Origin of the sequence: Acinetobacter sp. WU_MDCI_Abxe161 (genome assembly GCF_025514355.1) — a bacterium.
In the GTDB taxonomy this organism is placed as follows: domain Bacteria; phylum Pseudomonadota; class Gammaproteobacteria; order Pseudomonadales; family Moraxellaceae; genus Acinetobacter; species Acinetobacter pittii_E.
Genome location: NZ_JAHPTU010000015.1, coordinates 16,516 through 38,112, shown reverse-complemented (window position 1 = coordinate 38,112; position 21,597 = coordinate 16,516). Strand labels below are relative to the sequence as shown.

Below are 21,597 nucleotides of genomic sequence, written 5' to 3'. Positions count from 1 at the left end.
TAATACAACCATTTGTGTTCTTAAACTTTGAACTTAAATTAATAGGTCCAGTTCACGCTAAATCCAGTCGTGTAATCATCCGTTTCGAAGTGATTTGGCTTTTTCAACGGGGCTCCGACAAAAGCGTCATAATTCAAATGCAAAGGGGAAATTTGTCCACGCAATCCAACCACTGCACCTAACAAACTGGTACCCGGTAAAGGGTTTGGATAATGCGCGGTTTTTCCACCCACTTCTCCATAATCAATACCTGCATACCACGAATGTGGTTTATTCATGATTGAGCCACTCAATTCATTGCGAACTAAAAAGCCATTATCTGCCAACAAAGTTTGCTCACCGTCAAAACCTCTTACGGTATAACGGTTTCCAATCGAGAATCGGTCTTGCGGTGTCAAAGGTTTATTACTGTGCTGGGTACGCCATTCTGCAAGATATTGAAGGTTCTGTTGCCCTACTTTAAAAGGGACTTGTAAACTGGCATTGGCCTGTAAAATCCCTACATGTGTATAAGCTTCACCAAAGTTTTCTTCCGGTGCTCTCATTGCATTAAGCCAGCCTGTGCCCCGCTTATAAGTCACATTACCGCTTAATGTTGCATTAGAAAAATATTCGGTATGATCGAGACTTGCTTTCCATCCCGCCGTTTTTCGGCGTTGTACTTCTACTTCGACATCATTAATATAGTTTTGTGATTCACGGTACCAACCCCCAAAACCTACAGCTGTTTTACGGTGTGCATCACGATAAATAATTCGGGACAAATCTGCATTAATGAGTTCGCTTTTACCACTATATTGATAGGTCTCACTGCTTCCAGCGACTGTTTGCAAATAGTTAGAGCGGCTATAACTCGTTGAAAACAACCAATAATCAAATGGGATGGTATAACTTGCATAAAAGCCATCTGTACCATGCTTACCAGAACCGCTACCCCCTAAGTCATGGTTATAACTAACATAAAACAAATCGTTTAAAGTCAACACATGGTCAAGTGACAAGGTCGCTGTACCTTGGTACTTTCCAGTAGCATCAGAACCTGAATCATCAATTCCTACATGTAAGCGATAGGGCTTAGCCTGTTGCCATGCAAGAATCACATCACTATAGCCCGGTTCATTTTTTTGTTCTGCGGGTTGCATTTTAAAATCAGCCTCAACCGTAGGTACTCGTTTAAAGTTTTCTAAACCCTGCTCCATATCACGGATATTTAGAAGCTCGCCCGACTTCATTGGTAAAGCATTCCACAAATGAGCACGTTTAGAAGTACCCTCATTAAACTTAATCTGATCAACTCGGCCAGGAATAACACGAACACGAACCGCACCAGATGCAATATTTTGCTGAGGAAGTAGCACACGTGTTGTGACATAACCATCTGCAATAATTTTGTTTTGAACGAGATCAAGTGCCTGATTGAGGCCATTTACCCCTAAACAACGCCCAATAATATTGTTCTTGCCAGTCGTAATCACATTAAAATCTGATATGAATTGATCGGCTAAATCACCTTCTAAAAGTATTTTTTTAATTGCAAAACAAGGAGTTTCACTATTAGAGCGTAAATATTGTAATTGCTGAGCTGAAATTTTATTTTGTTCTTGCCCCAAATTGACGTTCACATTGGGTTGAATTTGTTTTTCTAGTGTAGTGTCGCGTTGTTGTTGACGGTTAGACTGCTCACCCTGAATTTTTTGCCGTATTGCTTCATCAGGATTTGCTGCAAAGCTTAAACCTCCCATAATCGATAAACAGATAAATAAGGCACTTTTATTAAATTTGTTATAGTTCACCATAAGCAGGCAATCCGTGATTCATATCAACTTAATTACATTTTAACAAAACCTTAACAAAGTGGAAGCACTTTTTATACAGATTTGTCTGTATAAAAATCCTATTTAATTAACAGATTAATTTTTCTAGAAATACTTATAAAACTGACAGAGTATAATTAATATTCAAATGCTCCGTGTTTAGTGAACTGATTTTTCTTCATTCCCTTTAAAATTATCTCTTATTAAAATTTTCCTTTAACGCATTGATTAAGATATTTAATAAAGGTGCTTGCTCACGTCTATGAGGATAATACAGGTGATAAGGTTCATAGCTATGTCGCCAGTCCTTTAGTGTTTCTTCTAACTCACCACTTTCAATATAAGGTTGAACCATATCAATAGGTAAATAAGCGATTCCTACACCACTTCTTGCTGCTTGAAGCACTGGAGATAAGGTTGTAAAAATAACTTTAGCGTTAACGGTAACTGTCTGAGTTTTACCTTGTTTGGTAAATTGCCAACGATAGAGTTCACCATGCGTGGGTAATCTTAAATTAATACACTGATGTTCAACTAAATCTTTTGGTTGCTTAGGGTGACCATAACGAGCCAAATATTCTTTGGTAGCAACCGCTAACATTTGTATGGGCTCACTCACCTGTAAAGCGATCATATCTTTAGAAACCAAACCGCCTCTTCGAAGTCCTGCATCAAAACGTCCTTCTACAATATCAACAAGACCATAGTCAGAAATGATTTCTACTAAAACTTTAGGAAACTGTTGAATTACTTTTTCAACTGCTGGCCATATAACACTTTGGATTCCATATTCATCTGCACTAATACGTAATGTTCCTGCTGGATCATTTTTTAAAGCACTGATTTGATTTATGCCATGCTCTATTTCTTGTATTGCAGGTTGAAGCAAATTGAGTAGATATTCACCCGCTTCTGTAGGCGCTACGCTTCTGGTGGTTCGTGATAATAGTTTTATGCCAATTCGGTCTTCTAAGTTGCGCAGTGTTTGGCTAATTGCTGACTGGGATGTCCTGAGTTTTGCAGCCGCCCGCGTGAAACTTCGTTCTTGAGCAACGACCATAAAAGTGTGCAAATCGTTTAAATTTTCTTTCATTATTTATAAGTATTCAATATAAGTGCTATCTAATTATAGTGGATTATCATAATAAATCACTACAGGTATATTGATTTCATCGACCTAGTTTCTCTTTCGGAGATAAGATGATGAAAACTGTAAGCTTCAAAAATAAAAACATCGATGTTTCTGCAACTATTCGTTTTCCAAAAGATTTTGATGAAAACAAAAAATACGCAGCGATTGTATGTGCTCACCCCATTAGTAGTTGTAAGGAACAAACTGCTGGCAGCATCTATGGTGAAAAACTGACTGAAGCTGGTTTTATAACGTTAGCGTTTGATGCATCGTATCAAGGTGCTAGCGGTGGTGAACCGCGCTTTCTTGAAGACCCTGCAACACGTGTTGAAGATTTCCGCTGTGCAGCGGACTATTTAACAACGCTTACTTATATTGATGAAAACCGTATTGGTGTATTAGGTGTATGTGGTGGCGGTGGTTATGCGGTTAATGCGGCTATGACTGAACGCCGTTTTAAAGCGGTGGCGACTGTTGTAGGCGCAAATTATGGTCGTCTCATGCGTGAAGGCGATCAAACACCTGACGCAGCCATTAAAACTTTAGAAGCCATTGCAGCACAGCGAACTGCCGAAGCACGTGGTGCTGAACCCTTTATTACCCAGTACATTCCAAACTCACAACAAGAGCGTGAACAAGCTGGCATCAATGATATTGATATTAAAGAAGCGATTGATTATTACAAAACTTCTCGTGGTCAGGCAGAAGGTTCACCAAATAAACTTCGCTTTTCAAGCTTAGCCGCTGCTGTTGGATTTGATGCGTTTCATTTGGCAGAACACCTACTCACTCAACCCTTACAAATTGTGATTGGTGAAATTCCGGGCGGGTTCGGTTCTTATCGTGACGGCTATGAGCTATTTAGCAAAGCCGCGTCTAAAGATAAAAACCTTTTTGTAGTTAAAGGTTCGAGCCATTATGACTTATATGATCAACCTGAGCCTGTTGCTCAAGCTTTAGAAAAAATCATTCCATTCTTTCAAAAGCATCTTTAATTTTTATAATGGAAAGTTTCTCAATCGAGGAACTTTCTATTTTTTAATTCAATCGGTTTTCTAGTTCTAAGCTCTATTCTTTATAAATCACTTCTGATGCTTTTCTTTAGTTTTTGAAATACTTTCATCTAATTTACTTTTTAAAGTCGTTAAACTCTCTTTCATCAGTTTACCTCATTTCTACACTCACCTACTTTTCTAAATGCTATAGTAACAAAGCTATCTTTTGACTTTTTCCCTTAAAATTTCTATAGAAATGCCATATATAATCTAACCAAGATTTATAAAATAATTTTTATAATTTAAATAATGGATAATTAAATATGGATCGTTTTAAAACTATTTTACTTATTGCAAGCACATGTTTAACAACAACTCTTTATGCAAAACAACAAGTCGTTTGTGTTTTTGACCCAATTGGTAAATCGGGAGACGCTTTTGCTTTAGCCAAAGACTATGCACTTGAAGCCAAAAATTGGGGAGCTGATCTATCTTTAAAAGCATATGTTGATGAACGCGTTGCGGCTGAAGATTTGAAAGTCGGCAAATGTGATGGCGCTATTATTAGTGGCTTACGTGGCCGTCAGTTTAATAAATATACAGGATCCTTAGATGCGGTTGGCGCACTAACAAATATGAAAACGGCAATTAATGCCTATAAGCTGTTGTCTTCACCAATGGCTGCAAAAAACATGATTGTAGGCCCTTACGAAATTGCAGGTTTAGGCACAATTGGTCCTGCATATTTATTTGTTAATGATAGAAGTATCAATACGCTCGCTAAAGCTGCTGGTAAAAAAATTGGGGTATTTAAGTATGATGAAGCCCAACCCAAGCTTGTGCAACATGTTGGAGGTCAGGCTGTATCTGTAGACGTCACCAATGCTGGTGCGAAATTTAATAACCATGAAATTGATATTGTGCCTGCTCCTATTGTTGCCTTTAAACCTTTTGAACTACATAAAGGGTTAGGTGAAAAAGGAGCAATCATTCGTTTTCCTTTGACTCAAATTTCGGCAAATTTCATTATTCGTAAAGATCAGTTTCCAACAGGTTTTGGGCAAAAGTCGCGAACTTGGGTAGCCAGCCAACTAAATAGAACGTTTGGCATTATTGCTAAATATGAAAGTGATATTCCTTCAAAATATTGGATGGATATTCCTAAAAATGAACAATTAAATTATATGAAAATGATGCGCGAGGCACGCATACAGCTAACCAAGGCTGGTATCTATGACCCTAAAATGATGAATTTTTTGAAAAAGGTAAGATGCAAAGAAAATCCAAGTAATTTTGAATGTGCGTTAAACGATGAATAAGTACTCAAAACATGTGCACATATTTTTAAAGCATTATTGATTCATTTTTGAAAAATACTTTGAATATAAAATTAAGTGAGATTGATTTAAAATTTAGCCAGCAGAGACAATACCTATTGTCTAACCACTAGCTAAAATTTATTCAAAACCAATTAAGTTTTAGTCAATATCCAACTAATTTTTATCATATTCTTTTAGACAAATACTGAAAAGAATACAATAAAAAATGGCGCTAGTACTGTTAAGATAAAACCACTAAAAATAGCAATCTGGACATCTAATTGTGAACAATTATTTTTTACAAATGGAAGTGTTGAGTCCATAGCTGTAGCACCACAAACTCCAATCACAGGATTCGGATAATTTCTTCCAAGAAGATATAATAGCCCTATGGCATAAAACTCTCTGATTAAATCAGTAAGTAAAGCAAAAGTACCCTGCTCTGGCCCTAAGATTTTTCCTATTAACGGTCCCGATAGAGAGAACCATCCAAAGCCACTTCCTAAAACTACCAGTTCAAAAAAAGATTTACCTAAAATAAATTTTGCTACATAAGCCGCAACAAATAATGAAAGGATTGTAACTAACGGTACCTTAAAGTGATTGATAGTTAGAGATTGAATTCTAATCGTTGATAAATCAATTCCCACTAAAAAAATTAAAATATAAAGTAAAATACTACTTATAACCTCACTACTCCAACCACTAGGCAGTAAAAGATATAAGATCATACCAATAATAACCATAGAAATGGCAATTAAGCATTCTTTGATAGGTTTAAAAATCTCAGATAAAGATTTTTTATGTTCATTTACATTTTTAACCCTTTTAAATAAGAAGATAAAAGTAACTAAAGTGATTATTGTTGAATAAACAAAAGATTCTAAAATTACCTTTGTACCTAATTGCTTATCAAAAAGAATACTACCAAATTGAAATCCTATAGATATTAAAAGCAACCAAACTAGAATAGATATATAACTAACTAATTTATCTCTAGTATTACTATTTGCTGCTTGTCCAACTCCCCATCCTGAGACCAGAGCTAATAAGATAGGGAGTAATGAAAATATAAGGTTATTTATCATATGCTTTGTTTCGTTAAGGAGTAATCAATTAAAATCATCCATCTTTCACCAATTAAATTATCTTGATGTGATTCAATTTTTTTAATTGGAGATACATAGTGGCATACAGAGGAATCATGAACAGCGAAACTATCAGAAATATTTTTTAATGTAAAATGACTATAAATATTCTTTTCATTAACTTCTTTTAAGCTCTTGTTTCTCTCACTTGGATGAGCGATATAATTCTCTCCTCCAATAATATTATTACTACGATAAATTAAGTGAGCAAAAGTAAAAGGTTCTCCATCCTGATGAAAACAATCTGGTGAACTAATTCCTAAAATATCACTTGAATTAGAAGTTAATTTAACAAAATGTACCCCAATATAAATAGGCAGATAATGATCATTTAACCCAAATGTTAACTTATAATCATCAATAACGAGCTGATTTAAATACTTAGTCTTTTTTACTTCTTCACTTAAAGCATTAAAATATCTTATAGAGCTATGTTCAGGGTTGTTATTTCCTTGGTCATATCCTGATAAATATTCACCATTATCGTTTGCTACAGGAGGTAACCAAATTGGTTTTATCTCTTTTTCCCATGGCAAAATTAAAGCATTTCCATAGCGACGAAAGCGTTGGGTATCTGAAGGGGCAAATTGATCTTTTTCTAACATTTGAAACTCTTCAAATATTACTCTTTTTGAATCAGTATCAACCTCAGCAGCCTTATATTGTAAAAAGCCATTTTTTTCAAACGAACTTTTTAAAGCTAAAAAAGAATCTTGATAATTAACATCTAAAAGCTCTTCTGAATTTATTGTATTTGAGTATGCTAAGTTTTCCATATTTTACCTATTTAAGTATTATTAATATATATTATGCGAAACGATATTATACAGAACTGTCTGTATCGTTCAATATGAAAAATAAGAATTCAAAGATGTATTCATGGCTATTCCTAACTTAACCATCTACTCAAAATTATTTCCACCTCACCCCATTCCCCTTAAAAACACCTCAACTACTCTCTCATCAACCTCACCCAAACTTAAACGCTGAATGACGGCGCCTTCGATCATATATAAAAATAGTTTGGCATCAGTAAAAGATACATTGGGGTTAAGTGCTCTAAGCAGGCTATATATTTCGTTGGTGAGCCATGTTCTATATCGCACAGCGGTTTGGTAGGCTTTTGGATGGGTCAGTTTTATTTCAAAAATGGCTTTAAATAACAAATAGTACAGCCCGTCTAGGTTTGCATGTAAATAATAAAGCTTTTTGAGTTTATCGATTGCGTTTACATCGCGGTCATATTCGACCACTGAGACCACTTTTTCTTTTAGGCGTTCTTTTTGCACTATCAGGCAAATTTCAATAAAGCGTTCTTTAGAGTGAAAGTAGTTATAAAAAGTCGCTTTTGGAATTTCAGACTCTTTAACAATTCTGTCGATGCCGACCAGATGAAATCCGTTGTGATGAAATAGCTCAATTGATTTATTTACGACTTGTAATGCACGTGTTGGGAGAACTAAATGCTGCATATTTTTACCGTTATAAAATTATTGTTGTATATAAATGAGATATAAAAACTGCTGCTTTTTTGGGAGAAAAAAGGCATAGCAAAGCCGTAAAGACTGTGCGCAGCACATCTCAAGTTTTAATTGTCTAAGTTTTAGGTAATAACGAGATAAAGCCTGAAAAGCCTCACGGCGATCAAGCTGCGTTAATTGTTTTAAGCTGTGTTGTTATAGCTTTTGGCAATGGCTGCCAAGAAATGATGAATATGCAAAGCCAACTCCTTATATATGGAGTTCTGCCAAAACATTAGAATTATGGTGGCAGAACGAAAGGGGTTCGCAGACTGGCCTCAAAAAACCCAGCACACCCGAAGGTGTCCCCCTCCGTTCCGCCATAGAGGGGGCACGAGGGTACATACACTAAAAGAATACTCTTTTAATGCTTTTGAGGGACGGTCTGCGACAACCGACTGGCAATGTAGGCCAGCCCGCAAATGGTAATCTCCAATATTTGAAGTGTCAATGTAAAATTGGCTAGAAAATATTTAAATAATTATTATTTTTCATTAAATTACATAATTAAGGGAATTCTTAAGTATTATTTACAATCTACTTTTATATCATTAAGTTAAAGTTTAAAATTTCAGAAATTTAAGGTCTATATTGGTTCATATCAAAGAAGAATGAATAAATAAAAATGAGTGACTACTGTTATTAAGAGGAGTTTTTATGAGTGGCTATTCAGGATAAACTTGTGATTTAAACGACCCATCTCACAAATTAGACTATGTCATATACTTAAAGTAACAAGAGCAAAAAATGACTCAAAATAAAGTTGAACTCGCAGAGAAATTGTCAAAAGAATCTCATCAAGGTCAAAAGTATGGTCCTCATGATTACTTTGAGTACCATATTAAAGGCGTGGTCAATTCATTAATTGAGCATCAATTTTCAGAAGTTTATATTATTACAGCCCTTCTACACGATAGCGTTGAAGACACGCCTCTTACGCTAGACAAAATCGAAAGCTTATTTGGAAAAGAAGTCCGCGATGCCGTTGATGCATTAACTAAACGGGAAAGTGAAACACGCGAAGAATATTTAATCCGTTGTAGTTCGAATCCGATCGCTCGAGTCGTAAAACTTCATGATGCCGCCTTTAATGCGCATAACTCACATAAGGACAATAATCACTCACGTGTAGATTATTACCTTCAAACCATGTTAATTGTTTCAACGGCCCAAGAGAAATAAAGATCTATGCAAGAGCAAGTTTATGGATAACATCTGTAAAATTTTGCGCATTAATAACCTACGGCGAACCTATCTCAAGGTTAAATACGCCCGACTTCTAAATATGGAATCAGGTTTTCATCAAAACTTGGTCGTGGGTCGCCTTCGAAACTAATAAAACCATGCATCCCTGTTAGGCGCTCTCCTTTATAAAACTGGTTTAACTGATAACGCGGGTCTTTATGTGAAAGCGTAAAACTCACCACACCAACGCCCTGCTGTTTTGACTTGTTATAGGCGTCTTCAAGCATTTTGTGATGCAAAGCTAAATCTTGTGGATGACACATTAAGGTGTGTAGCACGTGGTACTGAATAGAGTCCCCAAGTTTAGGTAAACGCATGCCTTTAGTGATTGGAGTCAACAAGTTGTAAATGGGTCTAAGCACACCAATGGCTGAGCTGTAATGCAAAATTTTGGTTTGCTTAATCGTATGCTGATCCCATAAACCAAACATTCCCACCAGTTTTTCACCTTTAAAATAAAGTGAAAAGTCTGAGAGTTTTATTCCTGAAAAATACTGATGTCCTTGCGCCAGTTCTTCAAAGTTATAAGCTGGAATAAAGTTATAAAACCCTGCCATGTCGGCAATAAACTGATTCATTGCGGGTACATGTTTGGCTTCGGCTATACAGCTACGAATCTCTTGAAGATCACTTTGCTTAGCAGCCTGCTTTAAAAATGCCGTGATTTTTCGTTTTGTGCCTAAGTCAGTTAGACTGAGTGTCTCGATGAGTCCTTCGTCATAATAATCAGGCATTCCCGTTTTGCCCGTTTGGATGGCAGCGCGCGCGGCATGGTTATCATCAAAAATAATCATTTGGCTAAAGTTAGGTGCGTGCATCGTATCTTTTACATGCTTACCTAAGACCTTCACCAATGATTTACCCCGATAGCTATGGTCTACCCGTAAGTCGCCCGCGTAGCGTAAGTTTTCAATGTTCCGATTGATATAACACGGACGGTAACCATTGCTATAACAAGCCACTTTCTTTTGGCTTTCGGTATCTTCAATCACAACATGCAGTTTATGCCGATAGACAATGTCGGACGCCCTAAAATAACTCGGTTCACGCTGAAAGCTAATTTGTATGCCTTTGGTGGTCATCGGCACCGCAATTAACTCTCGTAAAGCCTGATCATCTGCCAAAGTCGCTTCACGGGTAATCAGCGTATTATCAGTAAGCGGTGGATTTGTTTTATTCATTATTCACCTGTTGTGCGGTTTGTACGGGAACCAAGTTATTTAAACGCCCCATTTGGTCGAGTAACTGATAGACAAACACCACTTCGTCTTGATCATTGACTGTTTTTTGGGTTTGGACATCGAGTAATTTCTGCTCGGTATTGAGCAAATCAAACGTGGTTTTGGTGCCCACATCAAACTCTTTACGTGTGTAGACAAAGGCAATAGACGCAGCCTCTATGGCATTTGCCAGTGCTTCTTTATTTTGTCGAATGGTTTGAAGCTGCGCATAGGTGGTACGCGTTCGCTTATTTAAATCGAGTTCAAGACTTCGTGTTTTTTGCTTAGCCAAATCGATATCGGCCTGTGCTTTTTTGACATTGGCGCGATTTAAACCATCGTCATAGAGCGGTACATTCAACTGCACCCCAACCATGTAGTTATTGCTTTCTGAGCCAATATAGCTTGCTTCATCTTGCTTTCCGGCACGGCTAGTCAGCATCACCGTTGGCCAGAGTTCGCGTTTGGTTAAAGCATATTGTTTCTCGGCAGCCTGCTTTTCGTATTTACTCCGCATTAGAGCCGGATGGTTTTTGGTTTGCGCCAAAATTTCATCTAAGTTAGCGGGAATAGCAGGTAGTTGTTTAATGGCAATAAGGTTGTCAGGCGTTACACCCGTTACTTGGTAAAACTGTGCTTCACTTACGGTCAGGTTAGATTGAGCCTGTGTAATATCGGCTTGGCCTTGCGCGACTTGTGCCAAAACCTGAGCCAAGTCCGCACGGGTAATCATGCCCACGTCAAAACGGCGTTTCGACTCATATAAAGACCGTTGCAGATTTGCCATGGTCTTTTGTCTGAGTTCTAAAATGGCTTTCTTCTTTAATACGTCGGTATAGACCATCACTGTATTTAAAATGGTTTCCGATCTTTGATCTGACAAACCTTGGTTTTGGGCAGAAAGCTGACTTTCAGCAACATCAATTCCTAAACGGTGTCGGCCAGAGGTATAGATCGGATAATCTGCCTGTAATTGCAAACTTCGGCCTTTACGGTTTCCTTCGGCTGGAAATAGGACGTGTGAAGGCGTATCTATTCTTTCATAGTCCAGTTGCCCGACTAAATTGACTTTGAGTCCGTCACGCTGCTTAGCCTGCTCAAGCATTGCAGTTGACTGGTTCACGCTTAAACGGCTGACTTCAAGCTGAGTTTCGTGCCTTAAACTGGCAGACAAAGCCTCATCTAAAGTCATAGCGTGTGTATTCGACACCACCAACACGCCCACATATAAGGCGTGTCGTAGTGTTAAAAACCGAGTATTAAATGGCTTCATCCCTTTCATAGTTGTTCCAAACTATTGAGGGTGACTTTTTTGAGTGGCTCAGGTTTGATATTGCCTTCAATAATCCCATCAAACATGACCAGTTTTTTGTAGGCATTCCAGCCATTATTGGCTTGGCGAATTTGGGGCTGGTCGAGCTGCCCTAAGTTCCGTGCAAGCTCGTAGTGGAAGTTTTGACGTAAAATACTGTCGATATATTCGTTGCTAATGCTATGGTGAATTTCACCTTCAAACAGCACACAATAAAATGGCTTAACCTGTTGCTGAGTATCAATTGCGAGTAAAGAAATCGCCTTCGATTCAGTTTCATTTAATTGTGACAACAACTGTTGGGCTGTTTCAGGCGCAAGTTTTTCACCGACCAGATCTACACCAAAACGGCGGCCTTGGAACTCAAAACACGGAATTTGCTCTATAAAGCCTGTTACCCGTAAGCAATCATCCAGACAGTAACGCAGCAAACCATTACCCGAGGTAATCAGCGGGCTGACCACATCGCCTTGTTTAAGCTGCCATGAGGGAATGATTTGCCCTTGTTTTTCACCTTCTAAATATTCAAATTCATAGAAGTGACTTTGATATGCCAGCGGGTATTGGTCGTTGTAGGGAATGGTCACTACCCCTTCGGTCGCCCATAACCCTTTGCCTTCAAACTGAACACTGGGCAATTTCTCTTTTAATTTTTCGGCCCAAGCTTTTGAACCGGCGGTGTCCCAACTCGACACTAGACTTAACTTTGGCCAGAGCTTTTTAAAGTCGATCTGTTCGCCGTTTGAACTTGCCATTAATGCTTGAGCACTTTCAGAGCTATGCGGTGCAGTGACTTCTTTTAATGAAGCTTGACGGTTACCCCATGAACCACTTTGTAAGACTTCAATCACGTCTTTTTGTAGTAGCTCCAAACGTTCCAGCAGTTGCAGCGCAAATGTTGGGCTCCACACCGAAATCATGGCTAAGTTACGGTTTGCGACCAAATAACAAATGGTGGCAAAGAGTGCATCATCCGCGTTGGCCGCAAATGCAACATTACTTGGAACTGCTTGGGTAAATTTAGATAAAATTCGCTTACCGACACCGAGTAGCGCACTATCATCATTTAAGTTTTTATCTTTTAAAACTTCACGCTGGCTTTCAGGCAACCATGACACCGACCAATAATGTGTGCCCGTACTCAGCTCTGGGCATTTACGGTATAAACTTGCCATCCACGGCGCAATCGCATGGTCAAGCTCATCTAAAAACAGCTTGGTGTATGGAATAAACTTGATTTGTTCACTCGAACCACTGGTCGGCTGGAAACGAACCAGTTTACTGCTAGACAGTGAAAGCTTTTGTTCACGGTAACGTTGAATGTCTTCTCGCCATGCGCCATAACGTGTTGCAGGAAATGATTTTACAAACTGCTCATAGTTTTGAACTTTTTTATCTTTGGCAAAGGTCGAGGTCTGTAAAATTGAATACAGAATTTGACGTTGCGTTGTCTCTAAAGCATTAAACTGTTTTTGAAAATTACGGTCAGTTGCATCACACCATTTTTTTAAAATCAGATGTGAACCTAAAGTGAGCCATTCATTAGATTTCATTGGATGGCCTCTCTACGTTTTGTTTTATGTGTTACGCAAGCTTCAAATCTTCCCTTACTTGTAGGTTTGGTCATTAGCTTTACTGGGAAACGAGCAATATCTTTCCAGCCTAATCGACCAATACACGGTAGTTCTGTGCCTGCTTTCCATGTTGGATTCATCTGCTCAAAGAAATGAATATTTGGGTTTTTCTCTCTCATTTCGGCAGTAATTGGTGCAACTTCGCCTTTTAATGGCTGATAGTCATCACCAAAATTTAAAAGACCTGCTTCACGGTCATAATATTCCCCAAAAAACTTCTCACAGTAGTGCTCGACAACTTCCGAGAGATGCTGGTTTTCATCTTTAATATTTGGGTAATAGACATAGTAGTTATTGGCGAGTAATAGGTAAGTCTTATAGCCTTTAGAGATCAAGAGCCAATAGAGTTCGTTAAATGGATATTTGATTCGAAGCTTAATCATCAGTTTAAGCATGGTACTTTGCAGACTACGCGTGCCCCAAAACTTTTTCAAAATGACCGTATCACCGCTAAATAATACGGTGTAGTCCTTACCGTTTAAGTAGAAATGCTGCACAACAACAGTAGAGAAACCGACAATCTCATCTGTTTGAGAGTCAAAAATTAAGATCGCGCCACTTTTATTTTGGAAATCATCTACGAAAATAGAAAATCTCGTATTTTCATAATACTGCTCGTAAATGGAATACATCACTTTTAATCGCTCAGTATCGATTTGTTCCTTTTCAAAATATTGCCCATAGGTACTATTTTTCAGGTTCAATTTTGAAATCAGTTTATACGTTGTATTAATCATAATCCTTTAACCTTCCACCTCTAATTTGCGAGTTCCCCGACCTCATCAACCGATTTTAGAAAACTCATCTCAATGTTCTTTTTCTATGAAGGGATATGTTTTGATATGCCCTATTGTTTTTCATTCTTTGAAAGCTGCTCTTTATTTCTAAATCGCTACATATTCATTTTCTTCCCCCGATCCATAAAGATGGTTAAAAAGGCGCTCACAAACATGATGATTGCGAGCATGCGTAATAAATCATTAAAACTCGATGTCAGTGCCTGAAAATGAATGTCTCGATAGATCACACTCAGCGCAATTTGCTGTGCGTTTGATCCAACTTCCTGATATTGCGCCGTGAGCTGATCCAGCCTTTCCATAAAGATCCAGTTCTGCGGTGTCATCGACTGATTAATCTGGGTAACATGTAGTGCAGTGAGCCAATCTAATGATGAGTTAATCAGTGCCAGTCCAACCGCACCGCCGATATTGCGCATGAGGTTATAAATTCCGCTCGCATCGGCCACTTTGCTGAGCGGCAAAGTGCTCATGGCTAAATGTGAAACCACAATCAGGCAGATCATGAGGCCTATGCCACGGTAAATTTGCGGCCAAAACATAAAGTCGTAATCGCTGTGAATGCTGAGGTGCGAATTGAGCCATACACCAAAACCCGCCAGAATCATTCCGACAAATACGGTTTTTCGGGTATCAAAATTTGGAATCAGCCATGCAAGGAACGGCGCAAAGCAGAACATGACAATGCCCGTCACCATCATGACGTGACCAATTTGGCTACTGTTCATTTCACGGACTTGCCCAAGAAACACGGGAATCATGTAACCCAAGCCATAGAGCGCCATACCAATCACAAAAGTGGTGATGGCACTTAAGGTAAAGTTTTTATTTTTAAATACGGATAAATCGAGCAACGGCTTAGGCTGGGTGAAACTTCTAGAGAAGAAAATCATGCCGCCCATAATGCAGATCATAAAAGCTACCCGAACGCCTGTGTCTGCAAGCCAGTCATGCCGTGCGCCTTCATCAAGAAAGTATTCAAGCCCACCCAAAAACATCGCCATACCAACGAGGCTAAACCAGTCCATGCTTTTAATGAGTGAATAGTTTGCACGGTCAATATTTGGACCCGAGTAGATGACGGTCGCAATGATAATGCCCGGAATAATATTGATCAGAAACATCCAGTGCCATGAGAAGTTATTGGTGAGCCAGCCGCCAATGGTTGGGCCGATGGCCGGACCCAAAGTACTGATCATTCCAAACATCACCAAAGGCAATGAACGTTTTGCTTCAGGGAAAAGTAAGTACAACGCGGTCATAGACGTTGGAATCATCCCGCCGCCCATAAAACCTTGAATGCCACGGAACACCAATAAACTTTCTAAGTTCCATGCCAACGCACACAGTAAAGAACTCACCGTAAAACCAATTGCACAGATGGTGTAATAGACCCGTGTTGAAAGCACCCGCGAGACAATACTCGACATTGGAATTGCAATAATCTCGGCAATTAAATAAACCGTTTGCACCCAAGTCACTTCGTAACGACTTGCACTCATCCCCGCTTGAACTTCGTTTAAAGAACTCGCCACAATCTGGATATCAAGAATTGCCATGAAGTTGCCAAAAATCATGGCCGCGAAAATTGCCCATGCCGTCTTTGCGGGAAACATCCACTCGGCTTCAAGGTGCTTATTCATTTGTTATTACCTAAAATTTTATTATTAAGTTCTTAGGTCAACGGTAGCGCTCACCGACATTCCAGGTTTTATCAAATCAATATGCGGGCTTGAATCTATGGCAATACGCACAGGAATGCGTTGTACAACTTTGTTAAAGTTACCAGTGGCATTGTCTGGTGGCATGAGTGAAAAAGTTGCGCCTGATGCTGGTGAAAAACTCTCAATTTTTCCGCTATAGGTCAGGCTTGGGTAAGCATCAAGTTTTAATTCAACTTTCTGACCAATATGCATTTTTTCAATTTGGGTTTCTTTGAAGTTCGCTTGTACATACAAACTATTTTCAGGAATGATCGCCATTAAGCGCGTTTGCGGAGAAACACGCGAGCCTTTCTGGATTGCAAGACTACCGATTTTGCCGTCTACTGGACTGACCACTTTTGACGAAGCCAGATCGACTTGATAGAGATTTAAGTTTGCATTGGCACTTTGAATATCTGCTAAAAGCTGCGCTCGACTAGCCTGTAAGCTCCCTAACTGAGCTTCTGCTGCATTGACGGCGGCTTGTGCTTTACTGAGTTGCGCTTGAGCTGTTAAATATTGAGATTGAATGCCTTCAAAGTTTTGGCGAGTAATCACCCCATCTTTTAATAAATCTTGATAACGTTCAAAATCTTTTCTTAAACGAGTTAAGTCTGCTTGCGCTGCCACTACACCACTATTTGCTTCCGTAATTGAAGACCGAGCAGATTTTTCATTTTGTTGTTGTACGCCAAGCGCTGCTTCTTTTAAGCTGACCACAGAACGGGCCTGATCATAGCGAGCTTGGTAATCGCGATGATCTAATACCGCTAAAGTTTCCCCTTTTTTTACCACCTGATTATCATTAATTAATAGCTCAATTACTTCGCCTGAAATCTTTGGCATGACCCAAGTCACATCAGCTTGTACATAAGCATTATCAGTAGATTGATAAAATCGGTATACAAAAAAATAATATACGATACCAGTAATTAAAAGTAATAAAAGGACGCTGAAAACACCCCAAGTTATTTTCTTTCGACTTTGGAAATTAGTGTCAGTTTCTAGCTGAGCGACGTTATCCATATTCATTCCGTTTATTTGTAATATTCGATTTTTTATTTACACCAATAAACTATTAGCGTCTTTTTTACGTAACTTTTCACTTGGTTTTATTCAATGAATCGTGACAGCGTAAAATTTGGTGCAAATTATGGTTCTTAAGCAAATTAAATATCATTGACCTCTTTGACATATATTTTTTCTCTTTGTGCCAATAGGTAGTATTTTATAAATAATATATTTAAAAATTATGTAATTTTATATTCTAACTCATTTCTACTTATAAATTTATGTACAAATCAGCATATAAATAATATTAATCAACCACTTAAAACTACACTTAAAAATAATAAAAATGCAATCGATAGCATTCATTTTTATACAGCTATTAAAATAATATTTTTACTTTGTATAATTTAAGTAAAGTTAATTAAGATGTTTTTTAATTTAAAAAGTAGTTAGCAATACTCGTTATATCCTTATAAAATCAGAATACATATAAAATATAAATATTATAATTTACCCGAATGACAATAGTAAAACTGACTAAATTAAATAAAATCATCAAGTAATAAATCTTTAACAAATTAGTCGTTATATTGAGAAAAATGACATCTTTTTTTAGATAAAAATCAACATATCAATAAATTTAAACATATTATTAAAAAGTAAATTAACCCTTAAAAAAGAGTTAAAAGTAACTCTTTTTTATTTAGGAAATAGTGATTTAAGGATTTTTGATTATTTATTTAAAAACTTAAAAATTTCTTCCAAAGTTATTCCAATCGCAAGTATTTCACTATCTTGATGAGGTAAACCATCAATTTCTAATCCAACGGGTAGTTTCGATTTCGCACCCTTTCCAATGGGTAAACTCAGCCCTGGTAATCCGATATTACTGCCGGGGTCTGTATTTCGAATGAGTGTCTGAAAATTTTCAATTGAGCTGGCTTGTTCATTTGCGAGTAGTGCCACAATCGGTGATGTCGGAAGTAATAAAGCATGTAAGTTATGCGCTTTAAATGTGTTTTGATAAAGTTCAAGCAATTGAGGACGAGCTTCATTTATGGCTTTTTGATAGAAAGGTAAAACAGGAACAAGTTGCCCCATCTGATCTTGAATTAATTGAGGAAGAATATTCTGTTTAAAAATTGCCTGTACATCTGGGCTTGAGATTTGATCAATTACAGTCTCAATGGTTAAATTTACATGATGATGCTTTAAATATTGAATAAGATCATATTTGCCTTCATAGATGACAACGGGAAATGAAATAGCATGATTGAGTTGTTCTAAATTCGGCATATCGACATTAATAATTTCGACTCCTGCCTCTTTTAAAAGCTCAAGCGCAATATGAGCCTGTTCATGAACATCTTCATCTAAACGATTCCAAAAATATGTATTGATACCCAGCCTAATTTGATGAGGCTGTAATGGTTCTTTCTTTGGCTCTTGAGTAATAAGGTGATCAATTAAAATAATGTCAGATACTGTGTGTGCAATCGGGCCAGCCGTATCCCGAGTATGTGAAATTGGGGTAATACTGTCTTGTGAATATCTTCCTACCGTTGGACGAAAGCCAACACAACCATTTAATGCACTTGGCAAACGAATCGAAGCACCCGTATCTGTACCAATCGCAATCGGAACCATTCCAGCGGCAACAGCCACAGCACTACCCGAAGAAGACCCGCCAGCAATGTGTAATGGGTTTACGGCATTTCGTGTACCCACAACACCTTCAATGTGCATGGCAGTATTATAACCTGTTACCCCAAAGGCCAATTCGTGCATATTGGTTTTACCAACAATGATCGCGCCGTGGTCAATGAGCTTTTGAATAATCGGTGCGGAGCTTTTTGGCTTAAAATCAGCTAAAGCTAGTGTGCCTGCACTATTTGAGAAACCAGCAACATGAATATTATCTTTAACCGCAATTAAAATGCCCATCAAAGCTGGACATGGTTTTCCACTCAGTAGATATTCATCCCAATATTGAGCTTGTTGAATTGCTGAAGCTTTATCTGTACTAATAAAAGCATTTAAAGACTCTTGTTTTTCAATAGCAGCAAAGTAGTGATGCACGAGTTCTTCACAAGATACTTTTCTCTCATGAATCAATTGAGTGATGACATCTACTGAAGCACTTGCTAAACCCTGTAATTCAATCCAATTATTTTTTTCAACTGCATTTGACATGGTGACTTAAAATCCATTTAAGTTGTGATCTTAAGAACTTAGTACAAAATGCTTGATAATTCGTATCCTCAATATTGATGATTGCTTTGCTTTAATGTTGAATGAGTAAAGCCATTTCAGTGCGATTATTGCAGCCTATTTTTCTCATAGAATTATTCAGGTGGGTTCTTAATGTGGTAAAACCAATACCAAGTAAACTTGCCACCTCTTTATCACTTAAACCTTTAGAGACCAAATGAACCACTTCTTGTTCACGTGGAGTCAGACCATATTGTGTTGATAAATCTAGTGGTAAGGCTTGGGTAAAATAAGGTTCAAGCAGATTTAAGATTCTTTTTTCACGTTCACCAAACATTTCAGCATCTTGTGCACGCCAAATGCGTAAATCACCAATATCCATACCATTTCGGACAAAATAAATATTTATACCGTGATACAAACCATAGGTTTTTAAAAACTCATTGTAATAGCCTGTTTTTTTCAGGTTTGCGAGTGGCATGACTTCGTTTACAAATGTCGGTTTTTGGAGTTTATGAAGCTGGGCAGTAATTGGGTCATCAAATTGCCAAATACACTCATAGTCCAGCATCGCTTTTGGATCGATTTTCCATATCACGCCGTCTTTCGATAAGTTATGGGTTGAATCCCAAATATAAGATGCGGCAAAATCAGCCCGCAACAAGATGGTAATATCTGCAATGATATTTTCACGTAAATTGTATTGCCCTTTTCCTGAGCCAAGTTTCCATAATATTTCAGAAAACAATGTAAACTCAGACGGGCTGAAATCCTTTTCTAAAAGTGCGGTCATCGTCTACCTATTTAATGAAATCCAATCGAATTTAAAAAAAGGAGCTTATGCTTCTCTATAACACATCCTTCGTTATATTTGTTATTAAAACATTAACTATATTTTCTTTTTAAAGAGTAAATATTTTACAAACTACATATCTATTTGATTAATTTAAATTTTATTAGATTTATTTCGATGTCCTGCAAAATAAATGCAAAACAGTTAAATCTGATAACCATTTTACTGACATAAGTGACAACATCTATTTCGAAGCTTTCTATAAAGATTTCTTTTTAAGAATATTGATGTAAAGCACAGTGATCCAATACTATTTAATATATTAGATAGTGGATTTCACAGGGCACCTAATGATCCCCAGATGAACCTTCGTGTTCCAGTAGAACTAAAAGAAAAAATTGAGAAAACCGCATTTGATAGTGGATGAACAATTACTGCGGAGGCTATCTTTCGTCTTGAGGAAAGTTTTCTAGCAACTACAACCACAAATAACACCTCACAAGCCGATGTTAAAATAATCCCGTTAAAAGATGGTAAAAAAAGTCTGGGTTGGTTGATTGTTGAGGATCATTGTATAATCAAAAATGAAGAATAATTGGATTTTAAAATGTTAAACAAAAAGAATACAAGTGATATAAAGGCTAAAAAATATATCTTGCGCTTTGAAGATTTAATGCAACCTGGAGATGTAATACTAACTGCTGCTCCTACCATACCCAGTAAAGGAATTAGAAAAGTTACAAAAAGTAATTTTTCCCATGCAATTCTCTATCTAGGCAATTCTTATATGCATTCTGACTTAGACGGAGTCCATAGTGGCAATCCTCAGAGATTATTATTCGAAAGCTCTGAACATGTAAAAGTATTAAGATTAAAGCAAGAATATATCAGTCCTCAAATTATTGAAAATATTTGTGCTTTTGCACGAACTCAATATGGAAAGCAGTATTCAAAATTTGAAGCAGCAAAAAGTGTTCTAACACCAAATGCATTGAGACAAAAGAATAGACAATTCTGCTCGAGGCTAGTTGCTCAATCATTTGAAAATGCAAATATAAAAATTGTCAGAAATACAAACTATTGTACTCCTCATGAAATATCTATTTCTAAGTATTTTGAAGAAGTAAAAGATGTAATAGAACTAGCGACTAACGAAGAAATAGAATTTTCAAACTCTGATAATCCATTAAATGTTCAATCAAATATTATAAATAAATTACTTGAGGATATTAGAAGTTTATTAGGAAAGGATATCCAAACTCTTGAACAAATTATTCCCTTCTTAATCTTAAATCGTGAATATGACTCAAAGATAACAAAAACTCTAAAAGATTCAGGATATTTAGATATTTGGAAAATAGATTATAATAAAAATCCTTGGAGATATGATGGTTCTATTTTTTTGAAATTTAATAATAAAAAAGCACTTATAAATTTTCGGAATAATATTCATAATCAATCTCTAGATTATGATGATTTAAAAATAGCTATGGCATATGGAGAACTTGGATTATTTTCAGGAAAAACACCTTCAATAAATGAAGGTTTAAGATATCAAAATCAGTATAATTTATATTCTGACTTATATATTAAATATCATTTAGATTATTTTTATACAAAAAAGAAATTATATGAGCAATTGTTGAAAAACTGTAGAAAAAGGATAGATGCTGCTGAGCATGTTTTAAATCATTATAGATTAAAAAACTCATTGCAATGATACAATTATCAAGCATCGTAATA

At 37.1% G+C, this 21,597-nt stretch carries 17 protein-coding genes; 4 read left to right on the top strand and 13 right to left on the bottom strand.

Going from position 1 to position 21,597, the window contains the following annotated elements; translation table 11 throughout:
• Nucleotides 1-38 precede the first annotated feature (38 nt).
• Together KTI78_RS14915 and KTI78_RS14910 are read right to left on the bottom strand one after the other, a co-directional pair.
• A complete protein-coding gene (locus KTI78_RS14915; protein WP_262446559.1) occupies nt 39-1,796 on the bottom strand; it encodes a ShlB/FhaC/HecB family hemolysin secretion/activation protein in 1,758 nt (585 codons plus the stop codon).
• 211 nt (nt 1,797-2,007) lie between these two features.
• Nucleotides 2,008-2,907 (bottom strand): LysR family transcriptional regulator, encoded by a 900-nt coding sequence (locus tag KTI78_RS14910; RefSeq protein ID WP_262446558.1) that lies wholly within the window; start codon nt 2,905-2,907, stop codon nt 2,008-2,010.
• A 110-nt stretch (nt 2,908-3,017) separates the two neighbouring features.
• Here KTI78_RS14910 and KTI78_RS14905 point away from each other — a divergent pair, with 110 nt between their 5' ends.
• Together KTI78_RS14905 and adeT1 are read left to right on the top strand one after the other, a co-directional pair.
• Nucleotides 3,018-3,941, top strand: a complete 924-nt coding sequence (locus KTI78_RS14905) for an alpha/beta hydrolase (RefSeq protein WP_262446585.1) — start codon at nt 3,018-3,020, stop codon at nt 3,939-3,941.
• Between the two features lie 323 nt (nt 3,942-4,264).
• Entirely contained in the window at nt 4,265-5,260 is a 996-nt protein-coding gene (adeT1, locus tag KTI78_RS14900; protein WP_262446557.1) for a putative multidrug efflux protein AdeT1, read from the top strand.
• Between the two features lie 194 nt (nt 5,261-5,454).
• On the opposite strand, the gene KTI78_RS14895 is transcribed toward adeT1, so the two are convergent.
• From KTI78_RS14895 to KTI78_RS14885, 3 genes are all read right to left on the bottom strand, one after another.
• On the bottom strand, nt 5,455-6,348 hold the full coding sequence (locus KTI78_RS14895; RefSeq protein WP_262446556.1) for a lysine exporter LysO family protein: 894 nt from the start codon (nt 6,346-6,348) through the stop codon (nt 5,455-5,457).
• Entirely contained in the window at nt 6,345-7,184 is an 840-nt protein-coding gene (locus KTI78_RS14890; RefSeq protein WP_262446555.1) for a 2OG-Fe dioxygenase family protein, read from the bottom strand. The genes KTI78_RS14895 and KTI78_RS14890 overlap by 4 nt, the downstream gene beginning before the upstream one ends.
• A gap of 147 nt (nt 7,185-7,331) precedes the next feature.
• Entirely contained in the window at nt 7,332-7,880 is a 549-nt protein-coding gene (locus KTI78_RS14885) for a TetR/AcrR family transcriptional regulator (protein ID WP_262446554.1), read from the bottom strand.
• A gap of 795 nt (nt 7,881-8,675) precedes the next feature.
• Here KTI78_RS14885 and KTI78_RS14880 point away from each other — a divergent pair.
• The gene (locus tag KTI78_RS14880; RefSeq protein WP_262446553.1) at nt 8,676-9,110 is read left to right on the top strand and encodes an HD domain-containing protein; all 435 of its coding nucleotides are present in this window, start codon (nt 8,676-8,678) and stop codon (nt 9,108-9,110) included.
• 80 nt (nt 9,111-9,190) lie between these two features.
• Here KTI78_RS14880 and KTI78_RS14875 read toward each other — a convergent pair whose 3' ends face one another.
• The 8 genes from KTI78_RS14875 to KTI78_RS14840 all read right to left on the bottom strand — a co-directional run bounded on the left by KTI78_RS14875 (nt 9,191) and on the right by KTI78_RS14840 (nt 19,854).
• Nucleotides 9,191-10,354, bottom strand: a complete 1,164-nt coding sequence (locus KTI78_RS14875; protein WP_262446552.1) for a hypothetical protein — start codon at nt 10,352-10,354, stop codon at nt 9,191-9,193.
• Nucleotides 10,347-11,675: a TolC family protein gene (locus tag KTI78_RS14870; protein WP_262446551.1), complete on the bottom strand. Its 1,329-nt coding sequence runs from the start codon at nt 11,673-11,675 to the stop codon at nt 10,347-10,349. The genes KTI78_RS14875 and KTI78_RS14870 overlap by 8 nt, the downstream gene beginning before the upstream one ends.
• The gene (locus tag KTI78_RS14865; protein ID WP_262446549.1) at nt 11,672-13,258 is read right to left on the bottom strand and encodes a GH3 auxin-responsive promoter family protein; all 1,587 of its coding nucleotides are present in this window, start codon (nt 13,256-13,258) and stop codon (nt 11,672-11,674) included. Before KTI78_RS14865 ends, KTI78_RS14870 begins: the two co-directional genes overlap by 4 nt.
• Entirely contained in the window at nt 13,255-14,043 is a 789-nt protein-coding gene (locus KTI78_RS14860) for a hypothetical protein (protein ID WP_224992026.1), read from the bottom strand. The genes KTI78_RS14865 and KTI78_RS14860 overlap by 4 nt, the downstream gene beginning before the upstream one ends.
• A gap of 188 nt (nt 14,044-14,231) precedes the next feature.
• The gene (locus KTI78_RS14855; protein ID WP_262446548.1) at nt 14,232-15,779 is read right to left on the bottom strand and encodes a DHA2 family efflux MFS transporter permease subunit; all 1,548 of its coding nucleotides are present in this window, start codon (nt 15,777-15,779) and stop codon (nt 14,232-14,234) included.
• Between the two features lie 24 nt (nt 15,780-15,803).
• On the bottom strand, nt 15,804-16,865 hold the full coding sequence (locus tag KTI78_RS14850) for an HlyD family secretion protein (protein WP_262446547.1): 1,062 nt from the start codon (nt 16,863-16,865) through the stop codon (nt 15,804-15,806).
• Nucleotides 16,866-17,582: 717 nt separating this feature from the next.
• Nucleotides 17,583-19,043: an indoleacetamide hydrolase gene (gene iaaH, locus KTI78_RS14845; RefSeq protein ID WP_262446546.1), complete on the bottom strand. Its 1,461-nt coding sequence runs from the start codon at nt 19,041-19,043 to the stop codon at nt 17,583-17,585.
• A 91-nt stretch (nt 19,044-19,134) separates the two neighbouring features.
• Nucleotides 19,135-19,854: a response regulator transcription factor gene (locus tag KTI78_RS14840; protein WP_262446545.1), complete on the bottom strand. Its 720-nt coding sequence runs from the start codon at nt 19,852-19,854 to the stop codon at nt 19,135-19,137.
• A gap of 607 nt (nt 19,855-20,461) precedes the next feature.
• Between KTI78_RS14840 and KTI78_RS14835 the strand changes: the two genes are divergently transcribed.
• Nucleotides 20,462-21,574 (top strand): YiiX/YebB-like N1pC/P60 family cysteine hydrolase, encoded by a 1,113-nt coding sequence (locus KTI78_RS14835; RefSeq protein WP_262446544.1) that lies wholly within the window; start codon nt 20,462-20,464, stop codon nt 21,572-21,574.
• Nucleotides 21,575-21,597: the final 23 nt, after the last annotated feature.